Origin of the sequence: uncultured Cardiobacterium sp., from assembly GCF_938028825.1 — a bacterium.
Lineage (GTDB): Bacteria > Pseudomonadota > Gammaproteobacteria > Cardiobacteriales > Cardiobacteriaceae > Cardiobacterium.
This window is the reverse complement of record NZ_CALIZP010000089.1, coordinates 1-12,187: the sequence shown is the minus strand read 5'-3', so window position 1 is coordinate 12,187 and position 12,187 is coordinate 1. Positions and strand designations below refer to the sequence as shown.

Here is a 12,187-nt window from a genome sequence, read left to right as displayed (position 1 = left end):
TATAAAAATCCGCAGGCGGCGCTGCGCCGCCTGCCCGTTTTTTTACGCACGCTTCCGGAGAACACCATGCCGCTCATTATCGCCACCTGCCCCGCCTGGCCGCAGGGTAATGCCGACTTGCGCATCCTTGCCGCCGCACTGGATGCCGCGCTCATCCCCTGGCAGGACATCGCGCCTGCCGCCGCCACCATCCTGCCGCTGGCCGTCTGGGATTACAGCGACGACCCTGCCGCCTACCGTCGTTGGCTTGCCGCGCAAGAGCAGGCGGGGGCGCGCCTTGTCAACCCGCCCGCGCTGCAACGCTGGAACCTGAACAAACGCTACCTCTGCGAACTCGCGGCATCCGGTCATCCCGTTACCCCCGGTCTTGACCTCTACCCCGGCGACGACTACGACTGGGCGAGGCAAATCGCCGCCACCGGCTGGGACAATCCCGTCATCAAGCCGCTCATCGGGCAAAGCGGGCGCGGTGTGCGCCGCCTGAATCACGACATGCCGACCCTTGCCGCCTACCCGGACGGCATCCTCGTTCAGCCTTACATCGAAGCCCCCGGCGGCGAGGTCTGCCTTATCTACTTCGGCGGCGCATACAGCCACGCCGCGCACCGCCGCCCGGCAGCGGGCGAATGGCGCGCCAACAGTGCCTATGGCGTGGAAATCCTGCCGGTTACGCCCGAACCCGCCTGGCGCAGTCGCGCCGAAGCGGTGCTGGCCGCCCTGCCCTCGCCACCGCTCTATGCCCGCGTGGACGGGCTCATCACGGCAGACGGCGATTACCTCATCAATGAAATCGAGCTGATCGAACCGGCGCTGTATTTCGGCCATCATCCGGCGGCTGTCGCCGCCTTCTGTGCCGCTCTTCGGGTATGGCAATGAATGCAAAAAAAAAGCTGCCTTCCGGCAGCTTTTTTGTTCAGGCCACTTCGGCGGATTGCGCCGCCTTGTCCGACCACACGGCGAGGATGTTGCCCGCCGGATCGCGGAAATGAAAACGGCGGCCGCCGGGGAAGCTGAAGATGTCCTGCACGATCTCGCCGCCTGCGGCGATGACGGCACGGTAGGCGTTTCCCAGCTCCGCGCAATAAATCACCGCAAGCGGCGCGGCGGCATCGCTGACGCAGAGGCCGCTGCCGATGCCGCTGCCGTCCGTGTCGCGGTAATCGTCGCCCCAGTGCCGGTATTGCCAGCCGAAGACCGCGCCATAGAAGGCTTCTGCGGCGTGCAGGCGCGCGCGGTCGGCGGCGGGAAATTCGAGGTAGGTGATGGTGTTGTTGCGCTCCTTCATGATGCCGCCCCCTTGATGCGCGGCAGGAAGCCGGAATTGCGCAGATTGAGCTCCCACAGGTGGCGCGGGTAGCGGTACGCCTCGCGGCGGGCGGGGTCGAGTTCGGTTTCGATGCGGTCGTAGTCGCCGTTTTGCAGCAGGGTTGCCATGTCGGGGTTGAGCAGCACGGCGCGGCCGAGGGCGATAAATTCGGCGTTGCCGTCGGCGGCGGCGCGGGCAATCTGCTCTGCCGTGAGCAGACTGCCGACGGCCATCAGCGGCAGGCGGCCGTTGATGCGCTCATGCAGCAGCGCGACCCGCGTCCGGCTGCTGTCGGCACCGCGCCGCGCGTGGCTGAAATAGTCGTGCAGGGACACGTGCAGGTATTGCAGCGGTTTGCCGCAGAGGGCATCGACCAGGACGAAGGTGTCTTGCATGGTGAGGCCGTCTTCTTCCGCTTCTTCCGGCGAGAAGCGGTAGCCGATGATGAAGTCGGGCCGCCCCGCTGCGGCGCGGGCGGCGGCGACGGCATCAACCACCGCCAGCGGGAAGCGCAGGCGTTCCTGTCCCCAGATGTCGCGGCGGCGGTTGCTGTGGCCGGAATAGAACTGTTGCAACAGGTAGCCGTTCGCGCCGTGGATTTCCACGCCGTCGAAGCCCGCCGTGATGGCGATGGTGGTGGCGCGGCCGAAGGCGGCGATGATGTGTCCGATTTCCGCCGCCGCGAGGGCACGGGCGCCGTTTTCTTCATCATCGCCGGGCGCGACTTTGTCCCGCCCGCCGAGCAGTTCGGCCACGGCCTGACTGCCGCCGTGGTGGATTTGCAGGATGGCCTTCGCCCCTTGTGCCTGAATGAGGCGGGCGGTTTCGCGCAGCGGCGCGATGTCGGCGTTATTGATGGCATGCGGCTGGCCGATGAAGGCTTTGCCTTCCGGCGCGACCAGGGTGGCGGCGGTGATGAAGAGGCCGAAACCGGTGGCGCGGCCTTGCAGGAAGCGGCGTTCTTCGTCGCTGAGGTGGCCGTCCGGGTCGGAGGAGAAATGGGTCATCGGCGCGACGGCGAGGCGGTTTTTGACGCTTGCGCCGTTGTTGAAGGTGTAGGGCCGGAAGAGGTTTTGCATGGTGTCCTCGTTTTTGTGTGCGGGTTGACTCAGGCGAGCGCGGCGGCGATGTAGTCTTTCAGCGTGTCCGCATCGTTTTCCATGACGACGACGCGGCGCGGCGCTTCTTCGATGTCCGCGAAACGCTCGGGACGCGGGGCGCGCAGGCCGGTTGCCTCGCGCACGGTCGCCTCGAATTTGGCGGGCTGCGCGGTTTCGAGGCAGATGAGCGGGCGCTCGCTTTTGTTCTCGGCGCGCCAGTGTTTGGCGACGTACACGCCGTCGGCGGTGTGCGGGTCGATGAGGCGGTTGTAGCGCTGGTAGGTCTCGCGGATGGTGGCGAGGCGGTCGACGTGGCTGCTGCGCCCGGCGGCAAAGCCCGAAGCGCGGATGCTGTCCATGAGCGGTTGCAGGTCGATGCCGCCTGCCGTGTCCAGTTCACGCCAGCGCGCGGCGGTCGCGGCGGCGTCGTTGCCGCTCAGGTTGTAGAGGTAGCGCTCGAAGTTGCTCGCCTTGCCGATGTCCATCGAGGGGCTGCTGGTTTTTGCCACTTCTGCCGCCAGACGGGCGCGGTAGTGGCCGCTTTGCAGCGCTTCGTAGAGCACGTCGTTTTCGTTGGTGGCGATGACGAGATGGGCGATGGGCAGACCCATCTGTTTGGCAAGATAACCGGCGTAGATGTTGCCGAAGTTGCCGGAGGGCACGCAGAAATCCACCGCGCTGCCGGCGGGGAGCGCGAGGGCGAGCCAGGCCTTGAAGTAATAGACGCTTTGCGCCAGCACACGCGCCCAGTTGATGGAGTTGACCGCACCGATGTGGTGCGCCGCCTTGAAGGCGGCGTCGCTGTTGACCGCCTTGACGAGGTCCTGGCAGTCGTCGAAGACGCCGCGAATGGCGATGTTGTGGATATTTTCGTCGTGCAGGCTGTACATCTGCGCCTGCTGGAAGCGGCTCATGCGCCCGTGCGGCGAGAGCATGAAGACGTTGATGCGCGCCTTGCCGCGCATGGCGTATTCGGCGGCGGAACCGGTGTCGCCGGAGGTGGCGCCGAGGATGTTGAGCCGCGCGTCGCGCGCTGCGAGGACGTATTCCATGACATTGCCGAGGAATTGCATGGCGATGTCTTTGAAGGCGAGCGAGGGGCCGTTCGAGAGTTCGAGCAGGTAGGTAGTGCTGTCGCCGAGGCGGGTGAGCGGGGTGATGTCGGCGCTGCCGAAGGCGGCGGCGGTGTAGGTGCGGCGCAGGATGGCGCGCAGGTCGTCTTCGGGAATGTCGCCGATGAAGGGGCGCATCACGGCAAAGGCGAGGTCGGCATAATCAAGCCCGCGCCAGCTTGCGAGCGTGGCGGCGTCGATATGCGGGATGCTGGCGGGCATGGCGAGGCCGCCGTCGGGCGCGAGCCCTTGCAGGAGGATGTCGCTGAAACCGCCGAGTCCGGCGCCACGGGTGGATTGGTATTGCATGGGGTTCTCCTTGTGAGTCGCTTGGTGCGTTTGTCTTGCAGGGGCATTGTCCTCTGCGCCTGCCTGTCCTGCAAGACGGAGGCTCCCCGCGCGCCCCGCCGCACCATGCCCATAACTTGCTACACTTCGCCCACATCCCAACCTCCAGCCCAAGACCATGCACAGCGCCCACACGCCGATGATGCAACAATACCTCGGCATCAAAAAAGATTACCCCGACACCCTCGTCCTCTACCGCATGGGCGACTTCTACGAACTCTTCTACGACGACGCGCGCCGCGCCGGCGAACTGCTCGGCATCAGCGTCACCACGCGCGGGCAGTCGGCGGGCAAACCCATCCCGATGGCGGGCGTACCCGTGCATGCCATTGATACCTACATCGCCAAGCTCATCAAACAGGGGCAAAGCGCCGTCATCTGCGAACAAATCGGCGACCCGGCACTCGCCAAAGGGCCGGTCGAGCGCGCCGTGACCCGCATCATCACTCCCGGCACCCTCACCGACGAAGCCCTCCTGGACGAAAACCGCGATAACATCCTCGCCAGCATCGCTCCCGGCAAAGAGCACTACCATCTCGCCTGGGCGGACATCAGCAGCGCCAGATACCGCATCAGCGAGCCGCTTGATGAAAACGCGCTGAAAAGCGAACTCGAACGCCTGCAACCGGCGGAAATCCTCATCCCGGACAGTGCCCGCCTGCCTGCCGCCCTCGCCGGACAAAAACGCCCGCGCCGCCAGCCGGACTGGTACTACGACCACGACAGCGCGCTGAACCTCATCCTGCAGCACTACCAAATCAAAACCCTCAGCGGCTACGGCATCCGCGACGACGATCCCGCCCTCGGCGCCGCCGGCTGCCTCCTGCAATACCTCTACGACACCCACAAACAAACCCTGCCGCCGCTCGCCCCGCTCCTGCGCGAAAGTGGCGACGACAGCCTCACCATCGACGCCGCCAGCCGCCGCAACCTCGAAATCGACTACACCCTCGGCGGCGACTATAAACGCAGCCTCACCGGCAGCATCAACCACTGCCAGACCCCGGCGGGCAGCCGCAACCTCAAACGCTGGATCAACCGCCCCCTGCGCGAGCACGCCGCCATCAGCGCCCGCCACGACGCCGTCGCCGCCCTGCTCGCCGACAACAACGCGCGCGAACAACTGCGCAGCCTGCTGCACCACAGCGCCGACATCGAACGCATCACCACCCGCATCGCCCTCGGCAGTGCCCGCCCGCGCGAACTCGCGCAACTGCGCGATACCCTGCAACGCTGCCCCCATATCGCCGCCCAACTGCAAGCGCCCGCCGGGGAGAGCAGCCTGCTCGCTGCCTACATCCCGGCCTTGAGCGCGCTCACCGCTGCAACTGCACACCTTGAAAAAGCGCTGGTTGAAGCGCCACCGCTCACCCTCAAAGACGGCGGCATCATCGCCCAAGGCTACGACCCCGAACTCGACCGCCTCAACCACCTCGCCCGCGACAGCGAAAACATCCTCGCCGAACTCGAAGCCGCCGAAAAAACCAAAAGCGGCATCCCCAACCTGCGCATGGGCTACAACAACATCCACGGCTACTACATCGAAATCCCGCGCAGCCAGAGCGACACTGCGCCCGCGCACTGGATACGCCGCCAAACCCTGAAAAACAGCGAACGCTACATCACCGCCGAACTCAAAACCCTCGAAGACCAGGTGCTGAACGCGCGTGACCAGGCGCTCGCCCTGGAAAAACAGCACTACGACGCCCTGCTCGCCGCGCTTAACGGCGAACGCGACGCCCTCTACGCCTGCGCCCGTGCGCTCGCCGAGACCGACACCCTCGCCGCCTTCGCCCACCTCGCCGACAAGCACCACTACCACCGCCCGACCCTTGACCCCGAACCCATCCTCACCATCGAACAAGGCCGCCACCCCGTCGTCGAACAACACAACAGCGAACCCTTCATCGCCAACGACCTCGAACTCGGCAAGCGCCGCCAAGTCCTTATCATCACCGGCCCGAACATGGGTGGCAAAAGCACCTACATGCGTCAGGCCGCCCTCATCACCATCCTCGCCTGCGCCGGCAGCTACGTCCCCGCCAAAAGCGCGCGCATCGGCAGCCTGCACCGCATCTACACCCGCATCGGTGCCAGCGACGACCTCGCCGGCGGCCGCAGCACCTTCATGGTCGAAATGACCGAAACCGCCAACATCCTCAACAACGCCGACGCGCACAGCCTCGTCATCATGGACGAAGTCGGACGCGGCACCGGCACCTACGACGGCCTCTCCCTCGCCTGGGCCGCCGCCGAACGCCTGGCGCGCGACAACCGCGCCCTTACCCTGTTCGCCACCCACTACTTCGAACTGACCGAACTCGCCGAAACCCACAAAAACATCAAAAACATCCACCTCGCCGCCGTCGAACATCACGACAACATCGTCTTCCTGCACCACGTCGAAGAAGGGGCGGCGAGCAAAAGCTACGGCCTGCAAGTCGCACGGCTGGCCGGCGTGCCGCTGGACACCATCCACGCCGCAACCGCCAAACTGCGCCAACTCGAAACCCGGCGTGACCACGGCAGCCCGCAAATGCAACAGCACGAACTACTGCCGCTCGCCCCACCCGCCGCCGACAATCCCCCCGCTGCTCCCGCTACCGACCCGCGCTTGCAGGCACTCGCGGACGAAATCGCCCTCACCAACCCGGATGAGCTCACCCCGCGCGCCGCGCACGAACTCATCTACCGCTGGAAGAAGCAGTTGCAGGGCTGACGGCATGGCACCGCTGGGCGGCGGCATATAGTCGCTGCAAATAGAAATTGCGGTTGGCACGCCGAAGACCGTACAAATAGTCCGGCGCGAACTTCCCATAAAAATCGCACAGCGATTTTTTTTGGGGCCCGGCGGGGCGGATCAACGCCGCTTCATTTCCGCTTGCAACGACCATAAAAAACCGCCCGTTGCGGGCGGTTTTTTGGCGGGGTTCAGTCTTTCCACCACACGCTGCGTATCGGGCGGGCATAGTGCGCCGATACCGCGATTATCCGGCGGGGCGAGCCAACGCCGCACCATTTCCGCTTGCAGCGGCCATAAAAAACCGTCCGTTGCGGGCGGTTATTGTTTCGGCGGGGTTCAGTCTTTCCACCACACGCCGCGTATCGGGCGGGCATAGTGCGCCAGCACCGCGATCATGCAGATTTCGATGGATGCCGCCCAGTAGATGTGCCCCATGATTTCGCTGAAATTTTCAGCGAAGTTCAGGTTCCAGAGCCAGCCGGTCGCGCCGTTTGCATAGACGGGGTTGCGAAAACCCAGCAGCGGAATGAGGAATCCGTGCATAACGACGGTGATGAGGATGCCGTAAAGCGCGCCGTACCACGCCCGCATGTGTTTCCAATAAACCGAGCCGATGACGTACACAAAGGCAAAGCTGAACAGCCAGTGATAGAGCGTGACTGCACCGAGAACACTGTTGCCCTGATAGACATAATCCAGCGAGTGCTGATTAATGCCGAGCCAGCCCAGCCAGGCATCGATATGCGCGCCGGGCGGCGAGACTTCGCCAGGCATACGCGGCGGTGTATTGACTTCCGAACCCCATTTGACCAGCGAGCTGAAGAAGCCGCCAAGCAGGGTCGTCCAGAGGATGATTTTGCGGTTGAGGGTGTTGTGGTAGTTCATGGTGTCTCCGTGTGGGTCGGGGAAAGCTGATTGCCGTTGCGGGCCATCAGGAGGTTACTGTCAGGCGCTGTATGCCTTCACAGAATTTTTGGAAACTGGGCGAGAGGTTTCTTTGTGGCTCCATGTGTGGCGCAATTTTTCTGCCCATTCGTATTTTTGCTGCCAACAATTTTGTCGCGTTTGAGAGCGGCCGCGCCGCCAGGATAAATGATGTTCGCCAGTAATTCCCATGGGCCGCAGATGCTGTCCGGTTGATAGCGTTTGAGTTTGTCCTGGTGCTGTCTGGCGGCAGGGTAAGCGCGCGACAGGGCATATTTATCACCTAGATACCAAGCCTCAATTTCTTCGATGGCCAGGCGGATGAGGACGGTAAGTGTGGGAGCACTGGCCGCTGCCAGCTTGTTGAGTTCGGCAAGGAAGGCCGCGCAGTTGCGGTCATCGGTATCGACCAGCACGACGACAGCATCAATGCCGGGGGTATTGGCATAGCCTTGCAGGAGGCGGGGCAAGTTATCGAGCAAAATACGTTTGTTTGGGTCAGTTGTTCCTTTAAGGTTGGGCGGAATATGGCCGACGCCTTTGTAAGCGTGGATGCGCCATGTGTGTGCTGGATCTAGCAATTTGGGCAGTAAGGCGCTCAGCAGTTTTTTGCCAGAGGCGTCTTCAACCAGGAATTCGATGTGCATGGTTAAGCCCGATCCAAATAGTCGCTGTACCACAGTCCGCCCAGAGGTAGGCCTTCTTCCATCAAACGGTCTACCAGCTCGATGTCGGAGGCGCGACGGATGGTGGAGAATCCGTCGCTGCCTTTTTCCAGTATCCATACTTCTTCCGGCGAGAGTGCGTCAACAAAATAGGGTTGGTGCGTTGTCACGAAGATTTGCGGCGCATTTTTTTTGCCGGTGGCATGGGCGCGGAATTCATTGGCCAGGGTTTCCAGCAGCTTGTGGTAAAGACCATTTTCCGGTTCTTCGATACAGATAAAGGGCGGCGGTTCGGGGTCTTCCAAAAGTAGTAGGTAGGCAAAAATTTTCAGGGTACCATCGGACATTTGCTGGGCAAAGAAGGGATCGGTGAAGGCGCCGTCGTTGAAGCGCAGGAGTACGCGTTTGTCGGCGGTAACTTCGGTGTCAATATGGGTGATGCCGGGGATTCTTTCGGCAATACGGAGGAGGATTTTGCGGAATCTTTCTTTGTGTTCGCGCTCCATGTATTGCACGACGTTGCCGATGTTGTCGCCGTGGATATTGAGGTGGCGCTGCGCTCCGGCATTGGACAGGGTGCGCGCAGCATCAGGGTAGAAGTAGGACAGATACCAGCTTTTCAGAAAGTCACGAAAACGCTGGATACGCGGATGTTCGCGCAGGGTGCCCAAGGTGGCAATGCCGAGTTGACGCGGATCGGTCAATTCGACGGGAATTTTGCTGCTGTCTTCTTCGCTTTCGACAGCATCTTGACCGGCCCAAGCGGTGCCTTTGCCGTGGTTAAGGCGGAGAAAGGGGAGGGGTTGGCCGTGTTTTTGCCCTTTACGCCGCTGTTTGAGGGTCTCCGATTCGACGTAAGGACGGCCGTGTTTATCCAAGTTAATGGCGAGTTCATAGGTAATTGGGCGGTCGTTACTCGCTTCGCGGTAGTAAATAGCAAAACGGATGGGCTCGTCACTATCTTTGCTGCGCAGACGCTCGAAGCCGCCGCGCTGTTTCATGTCGCAGGCGGTTTCCACATCGGTAGCGAGGCAGTCGGCGATGAAGCCGAAAGCATCAAGAAGTGTGCTTTTGCCTGCGCCATTTTTACCGATGACGACGGTGAAGGGTGTCAATGCTGTGGCGTTTTGCCCATATGACACTTTGCCGAGGGTGATGTCGCGCAAGGCGCGAAAGTTTTGTACGCGGAAGCCTTCGATACTGGCCATGAGTGACTCCGGGCTATTGCGCCAAGTGGTCGCGGGTAGCGGCGAAGCCGATGTCGGGATGGCGTTCTTGCGTGAGTTGCAGGTTAACGCGGCTGGGCGCGACGTATACCAGTTGCCCATAGTGGTCATGCGCGAGGTTTGCCTGGTTTTTGTCGGTAAAGGCTTTCAGCGCTTTGTCATCTGGCGCTTCCACCCAGCGCGCGGTGGCAACGTTCACCCCTTCAAACTGGCACTCGACGTTGTATTCAGTTTTCAGGCGTTCTTTGACAACATCGAATTGCAGCACACCGACGGCGCCAAGGATGAGGTCGTTGCCAATCAGCGGCTTGAAAAACTGGGTCGCCCCTTCTTCGCAGAGTTGTTCCAGCCCTTTCAGGAGCGCTTTCATTTTCAGCGGATCTTTCAGGCGGACACGACGGAAGAGTTCCGGCGCGAAGTCGGGGATGCCGGTGAATTGCAGGTCTTCGCCTTCGGTGAAGGTATCGCCAATGCGAATGGTGCCGTGGTTGTGGATGCCGATGATGTCGCCGGCGACGGCATTATCGATATGTTCACGTTCGGCGGCGAGGAAGGTAAGTGCGTCGGGGATTTTAATGTCGCGGGCGAGGCGTACCTGGCGCAGTTTCATGCCGGGGGTAAAGGTGCCGGAATTGATACGCATGAAGGCGATGCGGTCGCGGTGTTTCGGGTCCATGTTCGCCTGGATTTTGAAGACGAAGCCGCTGAATTTGTCTTCCTGTGGGGCAACGGCGCGCACCGTGGTCTGCCGCGCGCGTGGTGCGGGAGCGTATTCGGCAAAGCCGTTCAGCATTTCGCGCACGCCGAAGTTACCAATCGCCGAGCCGAAATACACCGGCGTCAATTCGCCGCGCAGGTAGGCGTCATGATCAAAGGGATTCCCCGCTTCGCGCAGCAGCTCTATTTCGTCACGGAAGGCAGCGATGGTATCAGGCAGGAGTTCGTCAAGGCGCGGGTTGTCGAGGCCCTGTACTTCTTCGCCGTTGTTGACCAGCGCGCCTTTACCCGCTTCGTAGAAATAGACTTTGTCTTCGAGCAGGTGATAGACGCCGCGCAGAGAGCGCCCCATGCCGATCGGCCAGGTGACGGGCGCGCAGCGGATTTTCAGCACGTCTTCGACTTCATCGAGCAGGCTCATCGGCTCACGCCCTTCGCGGTCGAGTTTGTTGATGAAGGTGAAGATGGGGGTATCGCGCAGGCGGCAGACCTCCATCAGTTTGATGGTGCGTTCTTCGACGCCTTTGGCGCAGTCAATGACCATCAGCGCCGAGTCCACGGCTGTGAGGGTGCGGTAGGTATCTTCGGAAAAGTCTTCGTGGCCGGGGGTATCAAGCAGATTGATGACGCGACCGTTATAGGGGAACTGCATCACCGAGCTGGTAACGGAGATGCCGCGCTCCTGTTCCATTTTCATCCAGTCGGAGGTGGCATGGCGCGCCGCCTTGCGTCCTTTGACCGTGCCGGCCAGCGCTATCGCGCCGCCGAAGAGCAGCAGTTTTTCGGTGAGGGTGGTTTTGCCCGCATCGGGGTGGGAGATGATGGCGAAGGTGCGGCGGTCGCGGTAGTCGTTGGAAAGGATGTCGCTCATGGTGTTCGGTATGGTTGAAACAGAAGCCGCGCACGGGGCGCGGCAGGAAGCGGGTTTAGTATAAGCGTTGAACGGTTTGGCGTCAGGCATAAAAAGTGCCGGGATGAACCCGGCACTTTTGCCACCAGTGTGCCTTACATGGTTTTGGTGAAGGTACGGGTGATGACGTCCATTTGCTGCTCTTTGGTGAGCGAGTTGAAGCGGACGGCATAGCCGGAGACGCGGATGGTCAACTGCGGGTAGAGTTCCGGGTCGTTCATCGCTTCAATCAGCATTTCGCGGTTCAAGACGTTGACGTTCAGGTGCTGGCCGCCTTCGATGTCGTTATCGTGGTGGAAGTAGCCATCCATCAGACCGGCGAGGTTTGCCTGACGCGTGGTGTCGTCTTTGCCGAGCGCGCCGGGGATGATGGAGAAGGTATAGGAGATACCGTCTTTGGCGTAGGCAAACGGCAGTTTGGCAACCGAGGTCAGGGAAGCGACGGCACCGTTCACATCACGGCCGTGCATCGGGTTGGCACCCGGGCCAAACGGTGCACCGGCGCGGCGGCCATCCGGAGTGTTACCGGTTTTCTTGCCGTACACGACGTTGGAAGTGATGGTAAGCACGGACTGGGTCGGGGTAGCACCACGGTACATCTTGTGGCTGGCGACTTTCTTCATGAAGCGTTCGACGAGGTCGCAAGCGATGCTGTCCACGCGTTCGTCGTTGTTGCCGAATTGCGGGTATTCGCCTTCGATTTCAAAATCAACGGCGATGCCGTTTTCGTCACGCACCGGGCGGACTTTGGCATATTTGATGGCGGAGAGCGAGTCGGCAGCGACGGAAAGCCCGGCGATACCGCAAGCCATGGTGCGGTAAACGTCGCGATCGTGCAGTGCCATCAGCGCGGCTTCGTAGCTGTATTTGTCGTGCATGTAGTGGATGCAGTTCAACGCGGTGACGTACTGGGTGGCGAGCCAGTCCATGAAGCTGTCCATACGGGCGATGACGGTGTCGTAGTCAAGCACTTCATCGGTGAGCGGGGCGATTTTCGGACCAACTTGTTCTTTGGATTTTTCGTCAACACCGCCGTTGATGGCGTACAGCAGGGTTTTGGCGAGGTTGGCGCGGGCGCCGAAGAACTGCATTTGTTTGCCGACCACCATCGGGCTGACGCAGCAGGCGATGGCGTA

10 protein-coding genes are annotated in these 12,187 nt (G+C 61.8%); 2 read left to right on the top strand and 8 right to left on the bottom strand.

Annotation, left to right across the window (positions count from 1 at the left end; translation table 11 throughout):
* The first annotated feature begins 66 nt into the window (after nt 1-66).
* The gene (locus Q0562_RS12645; protein ID WP_298644900.1) at nt 67-876 is read left to right on the top strand and encodes a hypothetical protein; all 810 of its coding nucleotides are present in this window, start codon (nt 67-69) and stop codon (nt 874-876) included.
* 37 nt (nt 877-913) lie between these two features.
* Here Q0562_RS12645 and Q0562_RS12640 read toward each other — a convergent pair whose 3' ends face one another.
* Genes Q0562_RS12640 through thrC form a run of 3 tightly spaced genes read right to left on the bottom strand, consistent with a single transcriptional unit; the run spans nt 914 to nt 3,827 of the window.
* On the bottom strand, nt 914-1,285 hold the full coding sequence (locus tag Q0562_RS12640) for a VOC family protein (RefSeq protein WP_298644898.1): 372 nt from the start codon (nt 1,283-1,285) through the stop codon (nt 914-916).
* Nucleotides 1,282-2,385, bottom strand: a complete 1,104-nt coding sequence (locus Q0562_RS12635; protein WP_298644897.1) for a hypothetical protein — start codon at nt 2,383-2,385, stop codon at nt 1,282-1,284. The genes Q0562_RS12640 and Q0562_RS12635 overlap by 4 nt, the downstream gene beginning before the upstream one ends.
* 29 nt (nt 2,386-2,414) lie before the next feature.
* The gene (thrC, locus tag Q0562_RS12630; RefSeq protein ID WP_298644896.1) at nt 2,415-3,827 is read right to left on the bottom strand and encodes a threonine synthase; all 1,413 of its coding nucleotides are present in this window, start codon (nt 3,825-3,827) and stop codon (nt 2,415-2,417) included.
* 157 nt (nt 3,828-3,984) lie between these two features.
* Here thrC and mutS point away from each other — a divergent pair, with 157 nt between their 5' ends.
* Nucleotides 3,985-6,585, top strand: coding sequence for a DNA mismatch repair protein MutS (gene mutS / locus Q0562_RS12625; RefSeq protein ID WP_298644894.1), 2,601 nt, complete (start codon nt 3,985-3,987; stop codon nt 6,583-6,585).
* A 360-nt stretch (nt 6,586-6,945) separates the two neighbouring features.
* Here the strand turns inward: mutS and Q0562_RS12620 are convergent, their stop codons facing one another.
* The 5 genes from Q0562_RS12620 to Q0562_RS13845 form a co-directional block, all read right to left on the bottom strand.
* A complete protein-coding gene (locus Q0562_RS12620) occupies nt 6,946-7,494 on the bottom strand; it encodes a DUF1440 domain-containing protein (RefSeq protein WP_298644893.1) in 549 nt (182 codons plus the stop codon).
* Between the two features lie 77 nt (nt 7,495-7,571).
* Nucleotides 7,572-8,180, bottom strand: coding sequence for a DUF4276 family protein (locus Q0562_RS12615; protein WP_298644891.1), 609 nt, complete (start codon nt 8,178-8,180; stop codon nt 7,572-7,574).
* Between the two features lie 2 nt (nt 8,181-8,182).
* The gene (locus tag Q0562_RS12610; RefSeq protein ID WP_298644890.1) at nt 8,183-9,406 is read right to left on the bottom strand and encodes an AAA family ATPase; all 1,224 of its coding nucleotides are present in this window, start codon (nt 9,404-9,406) and stop codon (nt 8,183-8,185) included.
* Between the two features lie 13 nt (nt 9,407-9,419).
* Complete coding sequence (locus Q0562_RS12605; RefSeq protein WP_298644889.1) at nt 9,420-11,012, bottom strand: peptide chain release factor 3; 1,593 nt, start codon at nt 11,010-11,012, stop codon at nt 9,420-9,422.
* Nucleotides 11,013-11,146: 134 nt separating this feature from the next.
* A partial coding sequence (locus tag Q0562_RS13845) for a pyruvate formate lyase family protein (protein WP_366144792.1) occupies nt 11,147-12,187 on the bottom strand: 1,041 nt, incomplete at its 5' end.